Annotated in this window: 19 protein-coding genes; 2 read left to right on the top strand and 17 right to left on the bottom strand. The window is 64.8% G+C overall.

What is annotated here, in order from left to right:
- Positions 1–5 precede the first annotated feature (5 nt).
- The 14 genes from E3T39_RS03010 to rpe all read right to left on the bottom strand — a co-directional run bounded on the left by E3T39_RS03010 (position 6) and on the right by rpe (position 15,623).
- A complete protein-coding gene (locus tag E3T39_RS03010; RefSeq protein ID WP_134513233.1) occupies positions 6–1,463 on the bottom strand; it encodes a glutamate synthase subunit beta in 1,458 nt (485 codons plus the stop codon).
- Positions 1,456–6,033: a glutamate synthase large subunit gene (gene gltB / locus E3T39_RS03005; protein ID WP_134513232.1), complete on the bottom strand. Its 4,578-nt coding sequence runs from the start codon at positions 6,031–6,033 to the stop codon at positions 1,456–1,458. The genes E3T39_RS03010 and gltB overlap by 8 nt, the downstream gene beginning before the upstream one ends.
- A 148-nt stretch (positions 6,034–6,181) precedes the next feature.
- A complete protein-coding gene (gene lgt, locus E3T39_RS03000; RefSeq protein WP_134513231.1) occupies positions 6,182–7,210 on the bottom strand; it encodes a prolipoprotein diacylglyceryl transferase in 1,029 nt (342 codons plus the stop codon).
- Positions 7,211–7,279: 69 nt separating this feature from the next.
- Entirely contained in the window at positions 7,280–8,113 is an 834-nt protein-coding gene (gene trpA / locus E3T39_RS02995; protein WP_134513230.1) for a tryptophan synthase subunit alpha, read from the bottom strand.
- Positions 8,110–9,321, bottom strand: coding sequence for a tryptophan synthase subunit beta (gene trpB / locus E3T39_RS02990; protein ID WP_134513229.1), 1,212 nt, complete (start codon positions 9,319–9,321; stop codon positions 8,110–8,112). The genes trpA and trpB overlap by 4 nt, the downstream gene beginning before the upstream one ends.
- Positions 9,322–10,092, bottom strand: a complete 771-nt coding sequence (gene trpC, locus E3T39_RS02985) for an indole-3-glycerol phosphate synthase TrpC (protein WP_134513228.1) — start codon at positions 10,090–10,092, stop codon at positions 9,322–9,324.
- A 19-nt stretch (positions 10,093–10,111) separates the two neighbouring features.
- Positions 10,112–10,333, bottom strand: coding sequence for a DUF6704 family protein (locus tag E3T39_RS02980; RefSeq protein ID WP_134513227.1), 222 nt, complete (start codon positions 10,331–10,333; stop codon positions 10,112–10,114).
- Positions 10,334–10,407: 74 nt separating this feature from the next.
- Positions 10,408–11,055: a Trp biosynthesis-associated membrane protein gene (locus E3T39_RS02975; protein WP_166784018.1), complete on the bottom strand. Its 648-nt coding sequence runs from the start codon at positions 11,053–11,055 to the stop codon at positions 10,408–10,410.
- A gap of 11 nt (positions 11,056–11,066) precedes the next feature.
- The gene (locus E3T39_RS02970; RefSeq protein ID WP_134513225.1) at positions 11,067–12,623 is read right to left on the bottom strand and encodes an anthranilate synthase component I; all 1,557 of its coding nucleotides are present in this window, start codon (positions 12,621–12,623) and stop codon (positions 11,067–11,069) included.
- Positions 12,620–12,985 carry a phosphoribosyl-AMP cyclohydrolase gene (gene hisI, locus E3T39_RS02965; protein ID WP_134513224.1) on the bottom strand — a complete coding sequence of 122 codons (366 nt, stop codon included), beginning with the start codon at positions 12,983–12,985 and terminating at the stop codon, positions 12,620–12,622. The genes E3T39_RS02970 and hisI overlap by 4 nt, the downstream gene beginning before the upstream one ends.
- A complete protein-coding gene (gene hisF / locus E3T39_RS02960; RefSeq protein ID WP_134513223.1) occupies positions 12,985–13,746 on the bottom strand; it encodes an imidazole glycerol phosphate synthase subunit HisF in 762 nt (253 codons plus the stop codon). Before hisF ends, hisI begins: the two co-directional genes overlap by 1 nt.
- A gap of 21 nt (positions 13,747–13,767) precedes the next feature.
- Positions 13,768–14,607, bottom strand: a complete 840-nt coding sequence (hisG, locus tag E3T39_RS02955) for an ATP phosphoribosyltransferase (RefSeq protein ID WP_134513222.1) — start codon at positions 14,605–14,607, stop codon at positions 13,768–13,770.
- A 72-nt stretch (positions 14,608–14,679) separates the two neighbouring features.
- Complete coding sequence (locus E3T39_RS02950; RefSeq protein WP_092340073.1) at positions 14,680–14,943, bottom strand: phosphoribosyl-ATP diphosphatase; 264 nt, start codon at positions 14,941–14,943, stop codon at positions 14,680–14,682.
- Positions 14,940–15,623: a ribulose-phosphate 3-epimerase gene (rpe, locus tag E3T39_RS02945; protein WP_134513221.1), complete on the bottom strand. Its 684-nt coding sequence runs from the start codon at positions 15,621–15,623 to the stop codon at positions 14,940–14,942. Before rpe ends, E3T39_RS02950 begins: the two co-directional genes overlap by 4 nt.
- A gap of 250 nt (positions 15,624–15,873) precedes the next feature.
- Between rpe and E3T39_RS02940 the strand changes: the two genes are divergently transcribed.
- Positions 15,874–16,644 carry a hypothetical protein gene (locus tag E3T39_RS02940; RefSeq protein WP_134513220.1) on the top strand — a complete coding sequence of 257 codons (771 nt, stop codon included), beginning with the start codon at positions 15,874–15,876 and terminating at the stop codon, positions 16,642–16,644.
- On the top strand, positions 16,644–16,877 hold the full coding sequence (locus E3T39_RS02935) for a helix-turn-helix domain-containing protein (protein ID WP_134513219.1): 234 nt from the start codon (positions 16,644–16,646) through the stop codon (positions 16,875–16,877). The genes E3T39_RS02940 and E3T39_RS02935 overlap by 1 nt, the downstream gene beginning before the upstream one ends.
- A 109-nt stretch (positions 16,878–16,986) precedes the next feature.
- Here E3T39_RS02935 and E3T39_RS02930 read toward each other — a convergent pair whose 3' ends face one another.
- From E3T39_RS02930 to E3T39_RS02920, 3 genes are read right to left on the bottom strand one after another with little or no spacing between them, the layout of a single operon-like run.
- Positions 16,987–18,456, bottom strand: a complete 1,470-nt coding sequence (locus E3T39_RS02930; RefSeq protein ID WP_134513218.1) for an RsmB/NOP family class I SAM-dependent RNA methyltransferase — start codon at positions 18,454–18,456, stop codon at positions 16,987–16,989.
- Positions 18,453–19,370, bottom strand: coding sequence for a methionyl-tRNA formyltransferase (fmt, locus tag E3T39_RS02925; RefSeq protein ID WP_134513217.1), 918 nt, complete (start codon positions 19,368–19,370; stop codon positions 18,453–18,455). The genes E3T39_RS02930 and fmt overlap by 4 nt, the downstream gene beginning before the upstream one ends.
- Complete coding sequence (locus E3T39_RS02920; protein WP_134513216.1) at positions 19,371–21,416, bottom strand: primosomal protein N' family DNA-binding protein; 2,046 nt, start codon at positions 21,414–21,416, stop codon at positions 19,371–19,373.
- Positions 21,417–21,421 lie beyond the last annotated feature (5 nt).

Here is a 21,421-nt window from a genome sequence, read left to right as displayed (position 1 = left end):
GTGGATTAGAGGGAAAACGAGCGGTCCGTGGGCTTAACGGGAGACGGCAGTTGCGTCTGCCCTTCCAGAAACGCATCGACCGAAGCGGCCGCTGCGCGACCCTCGGCGATGGCCCAGACGATCAGCGACTGACCCCGACCGGCGTCGCCGGCGACGAAGACACCCTCCTGGCTGGTCTGGTAGTTGCCGTCACGCTCAACGTTGCCGCGCCCGTCGAAGGGAACCTTCAGCTGGTGGCCGAGGTCACCTTGTTCCGGACCGGTGAAGCCCATGGCGAGCAACACCAGGTCGGCCGGGATTTCCCGCTCCGAACCGGCCTTGGGAACGCGGCGTCCGTCAAGGTACTCGGTCTCGGCGATGCGAATGGCTCGCACCTCGCCGAATTCGTTGGCCAGAAACTCCACCGTCGACGCGAGGTACTGGCGGGTGCCGCCCTCTTCGTGAGCGCTGGAAACCTCGAACAGGGTCGGCGATATCGGCCAAGGCTGGCTCTCCGGGCGGGTCGTGCCCGGCTGCTTGCCGATCGCGAGGTTGGTGACGGATGCTGCCAGCTGGCGATGCGCCGTGCCGATGCAGTCGGCACCGGTGTCACCACCGCCGAGCACCACCACGTGCTTGCCCTCAGCGTCGATGCGCGCTTCGATGCTTCCGCCGGCGCCGATCTTGTTCTGCTGAACCAGGTATTCCATGGCGAAGTGCACTCCGGGCAGATCGCGCCCCGGAATCGGCAGGTCGCGGGGCACCATGGCACCGGTCGCCACCACAACAGCGTCGTAGCGGGCACGCAGGTCATCCCACATGATGTCCACACCGATGTTGACGTTGGCGCGAAAGCGGGTGCCCTCTGCCGTCATCTGGGCGAGGCGTAGTTCGAGGTGCTTCTTCTCCATTTTAAAGTCGGGAATGCCGTAGCGCAGCAACCCGCCGATGCGGTCGTCGCGTTCGAACACGGCGACGGTGTGACCGGCGCGGGTGAGTTGCTGGGCTGCGGCCAGTCCGGCCGGGCCGGAGCCGACGACCGCGACGGTCTTGCCGGTCAGACGGCCGGGCGGTTGCGGCTGTACCCAGCCCTTGGCGAACGCCTGGTCGATGATCGACACCTCGACCTGCTTAATGGTCACGGCGGGCTGATTGATGCCGAGCACACACGACGATTCACACGGGGCCGGGCAGAGCCGACCGGTGAATTCGGGAAAGTTGTTCGTCGCGTGCAGGCGTTCGATGGCCGCTCGACCCTCGTCGCGCCAGACCAGATCGTTCCACTCGGGAATGAGGTTGCCGAGCGGGCAACCCTGGTGGCAGAACGGCACACCGCAGTCCATACAGCGGCCGGCCTGCCGTTTGAGCACGGCAGTGTCACCCTGCTCGTAGACCTCTTTCCAGTCCATCAAGCGGATGGCCACCGGTCGGCGAGCCGGGAGCTCACGTTCCGTGGTCTTCAGGAATCCCTTCGGATCAGCCATTGGTTACCTCCAGAATTCGATTCCAGACAACCAGACCGTCGGGATCGAGTCCCTCATCGACGGCCGTTTGTCTGGTCTCCAGCACGGCCGCGTAGTCGCGCGGCAGCACCTTGACAAAAGCGTTCATGGTTTCTTCCAGGTTGTCGAGCATTCGCTTGGCCAGCGCGGAGTCGGTCTGGTCCCGGTGTTGTTCGAGCAGGTCGCGCACGATCTCACGATCGACGCTGTCGAGCGCCAGCAGACGCAACTCCCCCGACGTCAACGCGTCACGGTTGACCCGTTCAGCGGTGAGTCCGTAGACGTATGCCGTGCCACCGCTCATTCCGGCTCCGAGGTTGCGCCCGGTCTCGCCGAGGATGAGCGCGAGGCCCCCGGTCATGTATTCGAGGGCGTGGTCCCCCACGCCCTCCACGACGGCGATCGCACCGGAGTTGCGCACCAGGAAGCGTTCGCCAACAATGCCACGAATGAACAGGCTGCCCTGGGTCGCCCCGTAACCGATCACGTTTCCAGCGATGACGTTGTCTTCGGCCGGAAATTGGCTGGTCCGATCGGGGCGAACGATGATCTGCCCGCCCGACAGGCCCTTACCGACGTAGTCGTTGGAATCACCTTCCAGTCGCAGGGTGATGCCGCTCGGCAGGAACGCTCCGAATGACTGCCCGGCAGACCCGGTAAGGGTGACCTCGATCGACCCTGCCGGGAGGCCGTTTTCGCCATGCCGGAGAGTGACCTGGTTGCCGAGCATGGTTCCGACGGCACGCTCGGTGTTGCGGATCGGCAGGTCGATGCTGATCGCGCCGCCGTGCTCGAGCACGCTCTGGCTGCGACGAATCAGTTCGTTGTCGAAGTGCTTGTCCAGCTCGTGCTCCTGGGCGCGGGCCCACTTGCGCGGTTCGCTCTCGGAAAAGTCCGGGCCGCTGAGAATGGGTGCGAGGTCAAGCCCCTGCGCCTTCCAGTGGGTCAGAGCACGGTTGACGTTCAGCACTTCACGGTGACCGATAGCTTCGTCAAGACTGCGGAATCCGAGTTCGGCGAGGTACTCACGAACTTCCTGGGCGATGAACTCGAAGAAATTCACGACATGGTCAGCCTGACCATTGAAGCGTTTACGCAACTCCGGGTTCTGCGTGGCCACGCCGACGGGGCAGGTGTCGAGGTGACAGACGCGCATCATGATGCAGCCAGAGACGACGAGCGGCGCGGTGGCGAAACCGAATTCCTCGGCGCCGAGCAGGGCGCCGACGAGTACGTCACGCCCTGTCTTCAGCTGGCCGTCAACCTGTACGACCACCCGGTCGCGCATGCCGTTGAGCATGAGCGTCTGCTGGGTCTCGGCGAGGCCGAGTTCCCACGGCGTACCGGCGTGCTTGAGCGAGTTGACCGGGCTCGCGCCCGTTCCGCCGTCGTGGCCGCTGATCAGGATCACGTCGGAGAGAGCCTTGGCGACCCCGGCCGCGACGGCTCCGATACCCGACTGGCTGACCAGTTTGGTGTGGATGCGCGCCTTCGGGTTGGCCCGTTTCAGGTCGAAGATGAGCTGCTTGAGGTCTTCAATCGAGTAGATATCGTGGTGCGGCGGAGGCGAGATGAGGCCGACGCCGGCCGTGGCGTGCCTGGTGCGAGCGATCCACGGGTACACCTTGGTGGGAGGAAGCTGACCGCCCTCGCCGGGCTTGGCACCCTGGGCAAGTTTGATCTGGATATCCTCGGCGTGGGTCAGGTACATGCTCGTGACACCGAATCGACCGGACGCGACCTGCTTCACAGCGCTGCGCCGGGTCGGGTCGAGCAGGCGGTCGAGGTCTTCGCCGCCCTCGCCGGTGTTGGACTTACCGCCTAGGCGGTTCATGGCAATCGCGAGGGTCTCGTGCGCTTCCTGCGAAATGGAGCCGTAGCTCATCGCGCCGGTGGAGAACCGTTTGACGATCTGGGAGACCGATTCGACCTCGTCGAGGGGTACAGGGGGGCGCTGGCCAGGGCTGAGTGTGAACATGCCACGCAGCGTCATCAGAGATTCGGCCTGATCGTCGACCATTTTCGTGTACTCGCGAAAGATGTCGTAGCGCCGGGTACGGGTGGCATGCTGCAGCCGGAAGATGGTCTCCGGGTTGAACAGGTGCGGGGCTCCATCTCGACGCCACTGATATTCGCCACCGGTCGCGAGACGCTCGTGGGCGGTCACCGCGGCATCCATTGGATAAGCGGATGCGTGCCGCGACAGATTTTCAACGCCGATCACGTCGATGCCGACGCCGCCGAGCTTGCTCGTCGTGCCGGTGAAGTATTGGTCGACGAAGGACTGGGCCAGACCGACCGCTTCGAAGGCCTGGGCACCGGCGTAGGACGACACGGTGGAGATGCCCATCTTGGACATGATTTTAAGCACGCCCTTACCGAGGGCCTTAATGACGTTGCGCACCGCCCTTTCGGGCGTGACGTTGGTGATGATTCCGCTGCGCACGAGGTCTTCGCAGGTTTCCATTGCCAGGTACGGGTTGACCGCGGAGGCGCCGTAGCCGATGAGCAGGGCCACGTGGTGCACTTCGCGTACGTCGCCGGCCTCGACCACGATTCCGACCTTCATGCGGTTCTCGGTACGAATCAGGTGGTGGTGCACGGCCGCGATCATGAGCAGCGATGGGATGGGCGCCAGGTCTTTGTTGGAGTCACGGTCACTCAGCACGATGAACAGCGCGCCGGCCTCTATGGCCTCATCGACCTCAACGCAAATGGCGGCGAGGCGCTTCGACAGCGCGTCCGGGCCTTCTTCGAAGCGGTAGAGGCCACGAACGGTCGTGGTGGTGCGGCTGCCGACGACGGGGTCGATGTGTTGGATCTTGGCCAGTTCGTCATTGTCGATGACCGGGAAGTCCAGAATGACCTGCCGGGCGTGTTCAGGGCCGGCTGAGAGTAGGTTGCGCTCCGGTCCGAGACCGAGCCTGAGGCTCGTGACGACTTCTTCCCGAATGGAGTCCAACGGCGGGTTGGTGACCTGAGCGAACTGCTGGGTGAAGTAATCGAACATGAGGCGTGGGCGGTCGCTGAGCACGGCGATGGGCGTGTCACTCCCCATAGCGCCGAGCGGTTCGGCGCCGGTCCTGGCCATCGGGGTGAGCAGAATGCGCACCTCTTCTTCGGTGTAGCCAAAGGTGCGCTGGCGGCGCACAACGGAGGCCGGCGGGTGCACGATGTGCTCCCGCTCCGGCAGGTCCTTCAGGTTGATGCGCCCCTTCTGCAGCCAATCGCCCCAGGGCTCGCTTGTCGACAGGTCCGCTTTGATCTCACGGTCGTCGATGATACGGCCGGCCTTGGTGTCGACCAGGAACATTTGGCCCGGGCGCAGGCGCCCCTTGCGCACGACACGGGCCGGATCAATGCCCAGCACGCCGATCTCGCTTGCGAGTACGACGAGCCCGTCGTCCGTGATGAGGTAACGCCCGGGCCGCAGGCCGTTGCGGTCGAGCGTTGCACCGACGAGGGACCCGTCGGTGAAAACGATCGCGGCGGGGCCGTCCCACGGCTCCATGAGCATGGAGTGATATTCGTAGAAGTCGCGGCGTTCGTCGTCGAGGTCGGTCTGGTTTTCCCACGCCTCCGGCACCATCATCATGATGGCGTGCGGCAGTGATCGACCAGACAGGCTGAGCAGTTCGACGACCTCATCGAAGGAGGCCGAGTCGCTGGCGCCCGGGGTGACGATCGGCAACAGCGGGGCGAGATCGCCGAGCAGCTCAGATTCAAGCTGGGACTGGCGGGCGCGCATCCAATTGCGGTTGCCCTGCACCGTGTTGATCTCGCCGTTGTGGGCGATCATACGGAACGGCTGGGCGAGCGGCCAGGACGGGAACGTGTTGGTTGAGTAGCGCGAGTGCACGAGGGCCAGCGTCGAGGCGAAGCGTTCGTCGGACAGGTCCGGGTAGAACGGTTCGAGTTGCAGGGTTGTGACCATGCCCTTATAGACGAGGGTGCGGCAGGACAACGACACGAAGTAAATCTCGAGTTCGCGTTCCGCACGCTTGCGCAGTCGAAAGGTCTGGCGATCGAGGGCAATGTCGGAAAACGGCTCGCCGGACTCGGTGGTGCGGGTGCTTTGCACAAACAGCTGCTGGATCGCCGGCATGTTCGCGCGGGCCTGGCTGCCGAGGTCTTCAGGGTGCACCGGAACCTCGCGCCACCCGATGATGGTGAGGCTTTCGTCGTCGGCGATGAGACTGATGGCACGTTTGATGGCGGTGCGCGCGGTCGGGTCGGTCGGCAAGAAGACGTTTCCGACGGCGTACTGCCCAACCGGGGGAAGAGCGAACTCTGTGACGGCGCGCAGGAAAGCATCCGGTATTTGGGTGATGATGCCTGCGCCGTCACCGGTGCCGGCATCGGAGCCGACCGCACCACGGTGTTCCAGGTTGCGCAGGGCATCGAGGGCTTGGGTGATGATGTCGTGTCCGGCGGTCCCTCGCAGGGTCGCCACCATGGCCAGGCCGCACGCGTCGCGTTCGGCCGCCGGGTCGTACAAGCCGGATGCTTCTGGCATGCTGCTGAAGCGGGAATACAGAGGTTTCTGCGCCATTGAGACCGTCCTCACGAGATGACTGGCAGTAAGGGACGACGCTGGCCCGAAGGAGAAGTGCGAAAATCTGTAACCGTCGCCCTGTTCGGGTCAGGCCCATCAGCGGGCGACGCTGGGTGTGTGTCAGCTGGGATGCAGCGACGTGATTCTACAGACGCGAAGCGCTCGTGCTTGTGGCTGGAGCCTCGGGTGATTCGGTGCGTTCATCGGCAACATCGCTCTGATTCGCGGAGCTTTGATCAAGATCATCCGAATCGCTATCTTCCAATTCTAGCCCAGCGTCCGGCCCGATCCATTCCCGACCGGGGATATACGGGCTGGGCTCAAGTCCCGGGTGACGCTGGCGCTGCACGAGAATGATGATCAGGCCAAGAGCGATAGAGGCGAGGGCCGCCCAGACATTGGTACGGATTCCGAAGTAGATTTCGCTCGGGTCAATGCGAATCGACTCAAAAAAGCTGCGCCCTAGTCCGTACCAGATGAGGTAGGCACCAAGAGTCTGGCCGAAACGCAGTCGGAATTTGCGCTCCAGATAGAGGATAACGGCAACACCGAGCAGGTTCCAGATGATCTCATACAGGAAAGTCGGGTGGAACAGTGTGTCGGCTGGCAGCCCAACCGGGAAGGCAGGATTGGTCGGCTCGATTTCGAGGCCCCATGGCAGAGTTGTGGGCAGCCCGAATAATTCCTGGTTGAACCAGTTGCCGAGCCGACCGGTGGCCTGCGCGACGAGCAGGGCGGGGGCGACGGCGTCGGCGAAGGTCCAGAAGCGGATGCCGGCCATCCGGCAGCCGATGTAGGCACCAACGGCGCCACCGATCAGCGACCCGAAGATGGCGTTGCCGCCCTCCCAGATGTAGAGCGTGCGGAGTAGGTCGGCGCCCTCAAAGAAGTAGTCTCCGGGGTGGGTGAGCACGTGGTAGATACGAGCACCGACGATGCCGAGCGGAACCGCCCAGAGGATGATGTCGAGCACGACTCCCGGCTCGGCACCACGCTTGGTGAGGCGGCGCGACGTGATGATCGTCGCCAGAATGATTCCGGCGAGAATGCACAGCGCGTAGGCGTGAATACGGAACGTGGCGAGGTCGAAGAAGTGGAGGTCGAAGAAACTCCACTCCGGACTCGGGATGCTCGCGCTCAGAAGACTCAAAGACACCTGGGTACTACCTTTCATCGTGACTCACGTCACCTGGGGCGAATCGATGGATCGCCTCGAACTATTTAGTGTAGATCGCGACTGGATTTACCCGGGGGTTGACGCCGGGCGAATATCGTTTGCGCCGGCGGCGAGGTCGAGAGCCAGACGGGCAACGGCGGGTACTCCCCCGTCGTTGAGCGCTTTCACGAGGGCTGACCCGACGATGGCGCCGTCGGCGTAGCCGAGAATTTCGCGCACCTGCCCGGGAGTGGAGATCCCGAGTCCGACGCACGCACTCGTGCAGCCGACTGCGCGCAGACGCTCCACCAGAATACGAGCGGCGGCATCGACACCCGCGCGAGCCCCGGTGGTACCCATCGTCGAGACCGTATAGACGAAGCCGCGGCTCGCTTCCATCGCCTGCACCAACCGGGCGTCCGAGGAGGAAGGCGCTGCCAGGAAGACTCGATCGAGACCGGTGCGTTCGCTTGCGGCCATCCAATCGGCAGCCTCGTCGGGAATGAGGTCTGGGGTGATTAGACCAGCACCGCCGGCTGCGCGCAGATCGTCGGCGAATCGTTCAACACCGTACTGCACAACCGGGTTCCAGTAGGTCATGACGAGAATTGGCGCATCGACCTGCGCGGTGATTGCACTGATCGCTTCGAACCCGTGACGCAGCTTGAACCCGTTGGCCAGGGCCTGCTGGGTGGCCGCCTGAATGACGGGGCCATCCATCACCGGGTCGGAGTAGGGCAGGCCGAGTTCGATAATGTCAACGCCGTTGGCGACGAGGGCCACTGCGGCGTCGATGCTCTCACTCAGTGTGGGAAAACCGACCGGAAGGTAGCCGATAAGGGCTCCGCCACCCTCGGAGCGTCGGCGCGCAATGGCCTGTTCAACCGTGCTCACAGTGTCGCTGGGGATTGGGGTCGTCATGACTGTTCCGCGCCTTCGTCGAGCAGGTCGAAGTACCGGCCAGCTGTTTCCATGTCTTTATCGCCGCGACCGCTGAGGTTGACCAGAATGGTCGCCTCCGGGCCGAGCGTGCGGCCGAGTTCGAGGGTACCGGCGAGGGCGTGGGATGACTCGATCGCGGGAATGATGCCCTCGGTGCGGCTGAGCAGGCGCAGGGCGCTCATCGCCTCGTCATCGGTGATCGGCAGGTAGGTGGCCCGGCCGATGCTGGCAAGCCAGGCGTGCTCCGGTCCGACGCCGGGATAGTCGAGCCCCGCCGATATGGAGTGGGATTCGATGGTCTGGCCGTCTTCATCCTGCAGCAGCATGCTCCGGGCACCGTGAAGTACTCCGGGACGACCCTTGGTGATGGTGGCAGCGTGGCGTGGCGTATCGACGCCGTCACCGGCCGCCTCATAGCCGAATAGTGCGACATTGGGATCGTCGAGAAAGGCGTGAAAGATACCCATTGCGTTGGAGCCTCCGCCAACACAGGCGGTGACGGCGTCCGGCAGGCTGCCGGTCAGATCGAGAACCTGCTGGCGAGCTTCCTCGCCGATGATTTTTTGAAAGTCACGCACCATGGCGGGAAACGGATGCGGTCCGGCTACGGTTCCGAAGATGTAATTGGTGGTGTCGACGTTGGTGACCCAGTCGCGCATGGCGTCGTTGATGGCGTCCTTCAGGGTGCGCGAGCCGGTCTTAACCGGAACGACCTCTGCCCCGAGCAGACGCATCCGCGCCACGTTGAGGGCCTGACGTTCCGTGTCTACCTCGCCCATATAGACGACGCACTCTAACCCGAACAGGGCGGCGACGGTGGCCGTGGCCACGCCGTGCTGGCCGGCCCCGGTTTCGGCGATCACGCGGGTCTTACCGATGCGTTTGGTGAGAAGGGCCTGTCCGAGGGCGTTATTGATCTTGTGGGAACCGGTGTGATTGAGATCTTCACGCTTGAGGATGATGCGGGCCCCGCCGGCATACTCAGCGAATCGCGGTACCTCGGTGATGATCGAAGGACGACCGGTGTAGGTGAGATGCAAGTCCATCAGCGCCGCAGCAAAGGCTGGATCGTTCTTGGCGAGTTCGTATTCCGCTGTGAGTTCATCGAGCGCCGCCACGAGGGATTCGGGCACGAACCTGCCGCCGAAGTCGCCGAAATAGGGGCCGGGCTGTGTACGTAAAGACATTTATACCGCCAAAAACTCGGAGAGGGTTCGGATGGGATCGCTCGTGACGAGCGCTTCGCCAACCAGAACGACATCGGCGCCAGCGCCACGGTAGTGCGCCACGTCGGCGGCCGTCTTGACGGCGGATTCGGCGACTCGGATAACACCGGACGGGATTTTGTCGGCGAGAGTGCCGAAGAGGTTCTGGTCGAGTTCAAAAGTGGACAGGTTGCGCGCGTTGACGCCGACCAGGCTCGCGCCGATGTCGAGTGCGCGGCTGACTTCGTCGCCACTGTGCGTTTCGACCAGCGCGGTCATTCCGAGCTCGCGAATGAGATCGTGCAGCGAGAGCAGGGTGGCTTGATCGAGCGCGGCCACGATGAGCAGCACGAGGTCGGCGCCGGCCGCGCGGGCCTCGAATACCTGATACGGCGTGCCGATGAAGTCCTTACGCAGGATAGGAATGCTCACCGCTGCCCGGACCTGCTCGAGGTCGGTCAGTGAGCCGTGAAAACGGCGACCCTCTGTCAGTACGCTGATAGCGCTTGCTCCGCCGGACTCGTAGGACACTGCCAGGGCTGCCGGGTCGGTGATGGACGCCAGAGCGCCACGGCTCGGGCTGGCCCGCTTGATTTCTGCGAGAATCTTGACCCGTTCAGCGGGGGCCAGGGCAGCTAATGCATCGAGGGCGGGCGCGTGGGCGCGCGCCGCAGCCTCCACTCTCGCCAAGGGACGAGTGAGGAGGCGCTGTTCGGCGTCGGAGAGCGCGCCAGCGAGAAGTTCTTGCAGCACCAGGTCTCAGCGCCGCCGGTTAGTGCTCGGCCGACGTGGCGCTGACGCCGTAGCCGACTTTGCTCAGTACGTAGCCGACGATCAGCCCGGCTATAAGCAATCCGAAGGAAGCCCAGACGAGCCAGGCGAGGCTAAAGAAGAATGCTGTGGTGCCGATGGTGAAGGCAGCCAGCATGATGATGACTGCGATCCAGGCCGCCGGGGAGTGGCCGTGTCCGGGATCTGACAGATCGATGCTCATGGTTCTCCTCGTAAATGCGTAAACACTGTGTGCGTTGACAAGCAGGTCAAGTCTAGCGGAGCGACAGCGCGCCCTCAGCGAGCGGTCGGGTCTTCGCCGCGACTGAGATCATCCCAGTCGCCGACGGAGTCAGCCGGTGCGGGCTCGGTCGACGCAACGCCGGTCACCGGCAAGGCTGGCACGGAACCGTCGGGGTCGGCTACCGGTTCAAAACGCACGGCCTGGTATTTGCGGGTTGGTCCGGGCCAGCGTGCGCTCGTCACGATGACGATCACACCGGTCGCCGACATAATGACAGCGGCGCCCATTGCGACGAACGGCCACGGGGTGACCACCGTGCCGAGAACGCTCAGCTGAATGGATTCGTGTCCGGCAATTCCGGTCGCGGCAGTGACCGCAGCGGCACTGGCCTGAGACGGATCCTCGACCGCGAGATATCCGGCGAGAAACACCGAGAACCCGAGGAGAACCTCAAGCCCGCCGAGTACCACCCTAATGAGCCGACCCGCAATGGTGAGGGCACCGGCGAGGGCGAACCCGGCCAGTGCCAGCGCCGTCAGTGCCGGCGCGGCGATAGCTCCGTCGACTTGGAGCACCTGGGTGCCAGCGTCGGGCAGTCCCACTTCAGCGTGCACCCAGACCTGCGTCCAGGCCAGTAGCGCCAGGGAACTCGCGCCCAGAACGGTGAGAATGAGTACGAGTTTGAGGCGACGCGGGGGCATCCGTTCGGCCATTAGGACACTCGCCGCATCGCGTTGGCGATGGCGACGGCGCGCAAGGGTGCTGCCGCTTTGTTCTGCGACTCCTGGTACTCGGAGGCCGGGTCGGAATCGGTGACGACGCCGCCGCCGGCCTGCACCCGGGCGATGCCGTCCTTGATGGTGGCGGTACGGATGGCGATGGCAAGGTCGGCGTCGCCGGCGAAGCCGAAGTAGCCCACCACTCCCCCGTACACGCCACGCTGAGCCGGTTCGAGGGCGTCGATGATCTCCAGCGCCCGCGGTTTCGGAGCGCCCGACAGGGTGCCGGCCGGAAAAGTGGCACGAAAAACGTCGATCGCGGTCTTGCCGGCGACGAGGTTACCCTCGACCGAGGACACCAGGTGCATGATGTGGCTAAACCGTTCAATGCGCATGAATTCGGTCACTTCGACCGATCCGGCCGTGCAGACCTTAAGCAGGTCGTTGCGGGCGAGGTCGACGAGCATGAGGTGCTCAGCACGTTCCTTGGGGTCTTCGGCGAGCTCGATCGCGTAGTCGGCGTCGGCATCCGGTGTGGTGCCACGGGGTTTGGAGCCGGCGATCGGGTGAGTGAAGACGCGTTGATCCTGTACCTTGACGAGCGCTTCGGGCGAAGACCCAACGATCCAGTACGGGTCGCCCTCCGCCGTCTCGAGGCTGAGCAGGTACATGTATGGGCTCGGGTTGAGGCTGCGCAGCACCCGGTAGACGTCGATGGGGTGTGCTGTGCAGACCTGGTCGAAGCGCTGGGAGATGACGACCTGAAATATGTCGCCGTCGACGATGTGCTGTTTGCCGACATTGACGGCGGCGAGAAAATCGTCTCGCGTGGTGCGGTTGCTCGGCGTGCTCGGCGCCTGCAGGTCAACCTCGGCCAGCCAGGCTTCTCCGGGCGCGGCGAGTCGGGTCTGCAGTGAATTCAGGCGGGTGCCCGCGTCAGCCCATAGCTTTTCGGGGGTGTCGACGCCGTCGTTGAGCACGTTGGCGATGAGCTGCACGGTTCCGTACTTGTGATCAAGAACAACGAGGTCGGCCACGAAGCTGAACGACTGGCCTGGCACCTCGTAGTCCGCCGGCGGCTGGTGCGGCAGGCGTTCGATCTGACGAATCGCCTCCCAGCCTATGAAGCCGACCAGCCCTCCGGTGAGTGGGGGGTGCTCTGGCAGCCGCGGCGTCTGCCAGCGGTCGAATAAGTAGGCCAGGGCGTCAAGCGGTCCGAGATCGGTTGCGGAGCCGAGCGCACGCGAGGCGGAAAGCCCATAGTCGATCCAACGGGTGTCGTCGCCCTGTTGGGTGAGCACACCGAACGAGGAGACACCAACGAAGGAGAACCGAGACCAAATGCCGCCCTGTTCGGCGGACTCAAGCAGAAAGCTGCCCGGCAGTCCGTCGGCGAGCTTGCGATAAATGCCAACGGGGGTCTCACCGTCGGCGAACAGTTCACGGATCACCGGAATTACCCGGTGCTCCCCGGTCAACGCGTCGAACTGATCGCGCGTCGTTGAGCCGGCGGTACGGGAACCGGTTGCGACCGGGGTACTGTCGGTCATTCCATTGGCCTGTCCATGGTGATCGCGCCCAGGTCGCGCCCATCAAAGCACGTATGCGTGCCGGTGTGACACGCCGCTCCAACCTGGTCGACCTGCACGAGCAGGGTATCGCTATCGCAGTCGAAGGCGGCGGACTGCACGTACTGGGCGTGGCCGGAGGTGTCGCCCTTGCGCCAGAATTCCTTCCGGCTGCGCGACCAGAAGGTCACGCGTCCCGACGTTAAGGTGCGGCGGAGTGCTTCCCGGTTCATCCACCCGAGCATGAGCACCTCGTGGGTGTCCCACTGCTGGATAACGGCCGGCAGCAGCCCGTCGTCACTGAATACAGCGGCGTCCAGCTGATCGGTACGTTCGTTGGTCATCAGCGCACCAGCATTCCGGCGTCGGCTAGCTCACGCTTGACGTCGCCTATGGTCAATAATTCATTGTGAAAAACGGATGCCGCGAGAACGGCATCCGCGCCGGCTCGGATCGCCGGCGGAAAGTCCTCTACGCGCCCGGCGCCACCGGAGGCGATCACCGGAACCCGACTGTTGGTTCGCATGAGCGCGATGAGATCGGTATCGAAACCGGCCTTGGTGCCGTCGGCATCGATGGAATTGACCAGAAGCTCCCCCGCGCCCAGCTCGATCGCCTGCCGGGCCCAGGCCACGGCATCCAGGTCGGTTTCGGTACGACCGCCGTGCGTGGTGACGACGAAACCGCTCTCGGTGCGTTCGGACCGTTTTACGTCGAGGCTCAACACGAGTACCTGAGCACCAAACCGGTCGGCGATTTCAGCAATGAGGGCGGGTCGGGCAATGGCCGCGCTGTTGACGCCGACCTTGTCGGCGCCGCTCGCCTGCAGCCTGGAGACGTCTTCGACGCTGCGAATGCCGCCGCCGACCGTGAGCGGGATGAACACTTGCTCAGCGGTGGCACGCACCACGTCATAGGTCGTCGAGCGGTTGTCCACCGTGGCGGTGACGTCGAGAAAGGTGAGTTCGTCGGCACCCTGCTCGTAGTAGCGTCGCGCCAGTTCGACCGGGTCGCCGGCGTCGCGCAGGTTTAGAAAGTTGACACCCTTCACGACGCGACCGTTGGCCACATCGAGGCAGGGTATGACGCGCACACTCAAAGTCATGCGAGTTCTCCTCTCGCCGGGTTACAAACGGGCGTTGTGGATGGTGGTGACCAGGATGGCCCTGGCCCCAAGGGCATAGAGGGCATCCATCACGTTATTCATGTCGAGACGGCCGATCATGACCCGCACGGCGGCCCATTCCGGGTCGTGCAGCGAAGAGACAGTCGGAGATTCGATGCCGGGAGCGAGCGCTGCGGCCGCGTCGAGTAACGCGACCGGGATGTCGTAATCGAGCAGCACGTACTGGCGGGCCACGAGCACGCCCTGGAGGCGGCGCAGCAGGGTGTCAATTCCGGCCTTGTCGTTGGTCGAGCTGATCAAAACGGCGGTGGACTCGAGGATGACCGGTCCGAAGATTTCGAGGCCGGCTTTGCGCAGGGTCGTACCGGTGGAGACGACGTCGGCCACGGCATCCGCTACCCCGAGCTGAACCGCCGATTCGACCGCGCCATCGAGTTCGACCAGGTCGACGGTCACCGAGTGAGTGGCGAGGAAGCGTTCGACCAGGCCGGGGTAGCTGGTGGCAACGCGCAGGCCGTCGAGGTCTTTCAGCTCGGTGAAGCGACCGGCCGGCCCGGCAAACCGAAAGGTCGAGTCGCCAAAGTCAAGGCTGGCAATCTCCACGGCTTTCGAGTGCGAGTCGAGGAGCAGGTCGCGCCCGGTGATACCGACGTCGAGTGCGCCGGATCCGACATAGGTGGCGATGTCGCGGGGGCGAAGGTAGAAGAATTCGACGCCGTTGCGCGGGTCGGCGGTGACGAGGTCGCGTGGATCGCGGCGGCCGGTATAGCCGGCTTCAGCCAGCATCTGCGCGGCAGTTTCAGACAACGAGCCCTTGTTGGGCACGGCAATTCTCAGCATGGGGGTACTCTCTTGGTTTTTTTACACACGACTATTTAGTGAATTCGAGCCAGCGTCGAACGCCGGCATGGGTCACAAATGTCGGTAGATGTCGGCCGGAGAGAGGCCCTTGGCAATCATCATGACCTGCAGGTGGTACAGCAACTGGGAGATTTCAGCGGAGGTTTCGTCGTCGCTTTGAAACTCGGCGGCCATCCAGACTTCGGCGGCTTCCTCAACAATTTTCTTGCCGATGGCGTGCACGCCGGCGTCGAGTTCGCGTACGGTACCGGAGCCCTCTGGACGGGTGGCGGCCTTGTCGCTCAGTTCTACGAAAAGGTCATCGAATGTTTTCACAACTCTAGGTTACCCGCCCCGTGACGGTGGCTGGCCGCGCGCTCCCGGAGCAGGCCGATCTGGGCGGCAGGATTCTCGGCCCCGAACACGCTGGAACCAGCCACGAAGGTGTCGGCGCCGGCCAAAGCTGCAATTTCGATCGTCTGCTCTGTGATGCCGCCGTCGACCTGCAGCCAGACGTCGAGACCGGTCTTCTGTACTTCTGACCGCAACTGAACCAACTTCGGCATGGTCGATTCCATGAAGCTCTGGCCGCCAAAACCGGGCTCTACGGTCATGATCAGCACCTGGTCGAATTCGGAGAGCAGTTCGAGATACGGAGCAACATCGGTGCCCGGTTTCAGGGCGATACCAGCGCGCGCGCCGATCTGCCGCAGGCGACGGGCCAGCGCGACCGGCTCCGTCGTGGCCTCGGCGTGGAAGGTCACCGAGTAGGCACCGGCCTCGGCATAGCCCGGCGCCCAACGCTCGGGATCCTCGATCATCAAGTGGATGTCCAGCGGCAGCGGCGATATCTGCTGCAGGCGTTCGACCATTCCAAGCCCAAAAGTGAGGTTCGGAACGAAGTGGTTGTCCATGATGTCAACATGCACGAGGTCGGCGGAGCGGATGCGGGAAAGTTCGCTCTCAAGGTTGGCGAAATCGGCGGCGAGGATGCTCGGATTGATGCGGTTAGCCATCCACTCAGCCTATCGAGCCACAGCTCGGCGTGTGGTTGCTTCGAACCCCTTGCGGGACGGTCACCCATCCTCAGGAGATGGAAGACACTGCTCGACGCTGGGCAGCATGCCTTGGTCATCGTTCGGGGCACATTTCGCGCGGTCCAGATCGTGTTACCGTTTATCGTTATGTATCGATAAACGTTATGGCGGAAGGGTCCAGCATGATGATGATTCAACACGACACGAAGAACTCTGAAATGACACGCTGATGGCGGCTCTCACCTGGTGGACTGCTCTCCTCGTCTTACTCGTGCTCGGCTCCATCGCGACCGTCGTGGTAATCGAACGTCGATCGGGATCTCGACCGGGCACCGATGTCGATCCCACCAAAGCGGTGCGGGTCATCAGAATCATCGCGATCCTCTACGCGGTGGTGACGGTGCTCGGAACTGTAGCCGATGCCCTGCAACGGCTACTCAGCGACGCTGTGAGTGTGCGGCTGCCCGTTAAGCCATTCTGGCCCAGCCTGCCGAGCACGGTTGAGGTCACGGGGACGACCGCCGACGTTGTGGGTGGAGGGTTCGTCCACGCCGTGGTGACCGTGGCGGGGCTGGACACCGCCACCCGCGTCTGGCTGGCAGCCGGCGACGCGCTTCAGGGAACGACGAACGTTGTGATCGCTGTCGTGGTTGTTCTGCTCTGCACGAGCATCATCAGGCGGGATCCGTTCCGTCCGGCACTGACCCGCGGCATCAACCTGACGGCGACCTCGATCATCGTCGGCGGACTCGGCTGGCAGGTGTGCGATGCTGTCGCGGGCGGCCTCGCCTCCTCTCAGGTACTCAGGGCAACCGGGTGGAGTCTGGACACAGCCGAGGTCGACTGGACTGACATTCGCCAGGTCATCGGGCTGCCGATGGAAGGCCACGAATGGACTCTGGATTTCTGGCCGATCTGGGTGGGCCTGGCCCTGTTCGCCGTCGCCGCGGTATTTCGATACGGGCAGAAGTTGCAAAGAGACTCCGACGGGCTCGTCTGATGCCCGCGGTTCCCGATGAGGACTCCGGCATTCATTGCCGGCTCGACGAGCTGCTCGAGCAGCGTGGCATGACCCTGACGCGGCTAAGCGCCCTCGTGGGCGTCAGCATCGTCAACCTGTCGGTGCTGAAGAACGACCGAGCCAGGGCCATCCGCTACTCGACCCTGCGGGCGATCTGTGATGCGCTCGACTGCGATGTAGGAGATCTCCTGGTGGTGGGACCGCACCCCTGACAGCGGATGCCCGCGTGACCGCGCCCGATCTCGGTAGCCGCTACGGTAACGGGCGTAGCGCGCACCCGTTTTCGGGAGCGCGCATCCGCTGGACTGGGCGGCGGGGCGCCTACTCCTCGGAGCGCTGCAGCAGGGTGATGAACATGGCGTCGGTACCGTGGCGGTGCGGCCACAGTTGAACGCTCCCGGTGCCGGTGGGCAGGTCGAGGTTTGCGGCGCTGAAGGACTGCACGACGGCAGCGGTGTCGAGCGCCGTCACGGCGCCCCCGGCCTTGCGCACGGCGAGGGCGACGATCGCCCGCGTCTCCGCGGTGTGCGGTGAGCAGGTGACATAGGCGAGGATGCCGCCGGGCTTGAGCGCGAGCAGGGCCGCATCAATGAGTCCGGACTGCAGCCCGGCGAGGTCAGCGACATCCTTGGGTTGTTTGCGCCAACGTGCCTCTGGTCGGCGCCGAAGGGCGCCGAGGCCGGTGCAGGGGGCATCGAGCAGAATGCGGTCGAAGGTTTCCGGGTGCGTTTGGCCGATGGTGGTGCCGTCGATTTCCCACACCGGAATTGGCTCGGGGAGGGCCTCAAGGGCAGTGCGCACGAGGGTCGCCCGGGCGGGAACGAGCTCGTTGGCCACGAGAACGGCTCCTCCCGCGCGTGCCTCGGAGGCGAGCAGGGCGGCCTTGCCACCGGGTCCAGCGCACAGGTCGAGCCACCGCTCCCCCGCAACGATCGGCCGGGCACGACTGAGTGCCAGAGCGGCGATCTGCGATCCTTCATCTTGCACTCGAATGCGACCAGCCGTCGCCGTCACCAGGTGGTACGGATCTCCGGAGTCCAACACGAAACCGACCGGCGAGAATTCGTCGGCGAGGCCCAGCCGTTCAAGGTCTCCGTCGGTGGCGAGGCCGGGCAACGCGACCATATTGACCTTCGCCGCCATGTTGTCGGCGGCGAGCAGATCGGCCAGCTCATCTTCGTGACCTTCGGCACGCAGTGCCTGCCGAAAGGCCCGCACGATCCAGGCGGGATGGGAGTATTCGGCGGCGAGCCGGTCATCGACGTTGACCGCACCTTCAAGCACCCGACCACGCCACTCCTCGGCGCTCGATCGGGAGATGGTGCGCAGGACCCCGTTGGTGAAGCCGGTCGCAGAGCGTGACCCAACCTGCTTCGCGAGCGAAACGGATTCGTTGACCGCGGCGTGGGTCGCGACGCGGGTGGCGAGCAGCTGGTGGGCGCCAAGGCGGAGCACATCGAGAATCGCCGGATCGATGGCGCCCACCGGTCGGTTGGCCGCGAGGGCGATCACACGGTCGTAGAATCCCTGCATGCGCAGCGTGCCGTAGGTGAGTTCAGTCGCGAGGGCGGCATCCGCCGTATTCAGGGCTGCGCGTTGAATACGGGTCGGTAGCAGCAGGTTCGCGTACGCGTCGGATTCGCGCACGGCCGCGATCACCTCGTAGGCAATGCGTCGGGCCGGCTGCACGAAGTCGGCCGGGGCCTGACGGGACCGGGCACCGCCCGACGGTGCAGAGTCGGCCGTACCGGCCGAATTAGCGCGGGCCGAGCCGGCGCGATCGTCACTCATGATGTCGTCACCGATTCTGCTGCCACTCCGCGCCACCAGTCGTTCGCTGTCATTGCTGTCTTTCCGGCCGGTTGCACGCGCAGCAGAACCAGGGGTTCGCTCGTTGTGCCTACCAGCACTATTTTTTCGCGCTGCACAATACTTCCGGCAGGCAGGTTGGGTTGGCCGACGCTGGGCGCGACCTCGAGAAGTTTCAATACCGCGCCGTTCACGGTCGTGAACGCACCCGGCTCCGGGGTCACTCCGCGAATATGGCTGTAAACGGATGTCGCCGGTCGGCTGAAATCGATCCGCGCGTCGTCCCGCACGAGTTTGGGCGCGAGCGTGACCGCGCCGGTTTGCGCCACGGCCACTGCGGTGCCGGCAGCGAGCTCAGAGACAACTCGCAGGAGCAGATCGGCACCGCTGTGGCTGAGGTCCTCGAGAAGCATTCCCGAAGTGGAATGTGCACCGAGGGGCTGGGAGAAACTAGCGAAAACGGCGCCGGCGTCGAGTTCTGGTACCAGCTGAAACACGGCGGCGCCCGTGCGCTCATCACCGGCGATGACGGCGCGCTGCACCGGGGAGGCCCCTCGCCAGCGCGGCAGGAGGGAGAAGTGCAGGTTGATCCAACCGAGGCGGGGAACGGAGAGCAGTGGCTCGCGCACGATGCCGCCGTAGGCGACGATGACGCCGAGGTCGGGTTGCCGGGCACGGATGGTCTCGGTCGCCTCAGCGGCGAGTCGGTTGGTCTTCAGCACCGGATAGCCCAGCTGCGCCGCGGCTTGCGCAACCGGTGAGGGGGTGAGAATGCGTTTGCGCCCGAGCGGGGCATCCGCTCGAGTGATCACGGAGACAATCTCATGACCGGAGCTGGCCAGAGCCGTGAGGCTCGGCAACGCGACCTCGGGCGTACCGGCAAAGACGAGTTTCATTTAGAGCAGCTCCGGGTCGTCGAATCGAACTTTAAGTGTAGGTGCCGGTTGGAACGAACCCGACTTCGGCTTGCGGCGTTTGGCGGCGTTTCGCACGACCGCCGCCTTGAGCACGTGGGCCACTTCATCGCCGCGGGCGTAGCCGAACCGAACGACCGCCCGCACCAGGGGGGCCTCGGTGTCGACCGGGCCCAGTACGTCGAGGCCTGCCACCGCGCCCAGATCGGCGAGGGCAGCGTCAACGTCTGCCGCGGTGCCGGTGACCGAAGCGACGCGTACGGCTGGCGGAAACCGCAGGTGGCGTCGGTCGGCGAGTTCGCTCGCGGCGAAGATGTCTGGGCGCCAGGAGTTGAGTGCCCGCGCGAGGCCACCGCCGACCCCGGTGAGCAGCACTGGAGCGCCGGGTGCGGCGAGGGCGGCGGCGTTGGCCCACCAGCGCAGGCAGTCCTCAGCGACGCGCAGCGATTCGCGGGCAAGCATCCGCTCTCCGTCGAGGATGAGGATGGTACGGTAACCGCCGGTCGGCACCGGTTCGGCACCCCTGGTAGCGATCACGAGAGCCGGCTGAGCGCCGAGGGTCTGAATCGTGTGTTCTCCGTCGGCGATGATCACCAGTGCCCCCGGAAAGGCGCGGCCGAGTTCTTCGGCGGTGCGCCCGGTACCGAGCGTCACAACGCGCAGCTTGGTGCCGTCGCAGTGCGCGCAGGTCCAGCCGGCAGCGAGGGCGCCGCACCACCGACAGGACGGCACGGCCGAGGCCGACTTGAGCCCGAGCGGACCCTGGCAGCGCGTACAACGGGCGGCTTTCTTGCAGCTTTGGCAGGCGAGCATCGGGGCATACCCAGGGCTCGCAACCTGCACCAGCACGGGCCCGTGCGCGAGCGCCTCGCGGGCAGCCTGCCACGCTGCCGAGGGAATACGGGCGGCGCGAGCCTGCTGGTCGGGCTCGGATTGAAAATCAGTGGGGATGATGCGCGGGTGTCGGTCGGTTGCCGGATTTACCTCGGTCAGGTACTCCAGCTCCACCAGACGCTGGGTTTCGACGCTGCGCGAGTGGCCGAGCAATACGAGGGCGCAGTCGCTGTCCTGCTGACGCACGAGGGCCGCGTCGCGAGTGCTGACGTAGGGGCTGAGCGGTTCGGAGTAGAGCGGGTCGCCGTCGTCCCAGATGGCGATGAGACCCAGGTTGTGCGCCGGCGCATAGACGGCCGACCGGTTGCCGAGGATGATGCGCGGCGCGGGCTCGAGGCAGGCCAGAAAGGCGCGGTACCGGTCGGGGTTCGGCTGGCGGGCATCGACGCGGCTCAGCGGCAGCGTGGGGGCGAGCTGGGCCAGGGCGGCCTGTACCTGGTCCTGGTCACGAAAGTCGGGCACGCAGAGGATGGCGCTTTGGCCCGCGCTGAGAGTCAGGGCGGCGAGTTCGGCCAGAGTTTGGGCCCAACGGCCGATCGTGCTGCCGTCGGTCAGCTGCGTGAGTTCGGGGATAGCGGCGACGGCGACGCGGTGGTGCTCCATAATCACACTGTCGAGCCGTCCCGTCGGGTAGCCGACGAAGGCGGGGGCGGCCAGGCCGATCGACACCGGTGACGGAGCAGGAATGGCAGATTCTGCGACCGTGCTCGGAACAACAGGGACGGACTGCGCCGCCAGCCAGGCCTTTTCAACGCGAACCTGCCGCGGTGGGACCGCGAGACGGATGATGTCACTCGCGTTCCCGGCAGCCCGATCCGCCAGCCGTCGCGCCAGTTTCCACACGTCGGGCGTGAGCACGACGGCCGTGGACACGACCGAGTCGAGCGGACTCAGGGCGCCGCGGAAGACGGCATCCGTTTCAGAGTCGGACCGCGGCCGAGCGGTTCGCGGATCCAGGACCTCGATCACATAGGCGTCGACGACACGGCCGCCGGAGCGAAACGGCACCTTGACCCGCATTCCCGCCGCAACCTGACCGACCAGTTCGGCGGGTACGCCGTAGTCGAACAGGTGGTCCAGTTGCGGCAGGGGGGACTCGATCAGCACCCGTGCGACGAGGCCGGAGTGCGTCATGACTG

This window comes from Cryobacterium suzukii, from assembly GCF_004403185.1.
In the GTDB taxonomy this organism is placed as follows: domain Bacteria; phylum Actinomycetota; class Actinomycetes; order Actinomycetales; family Microbacteriaceae; genus Cryobacterium; species Cryobacterium suzukii.
The sequence above is the reverse complement of the archived record's forward strand: the minus strand, read 5'-3'. Positions and strand labels throughout refer to the sequence as shown.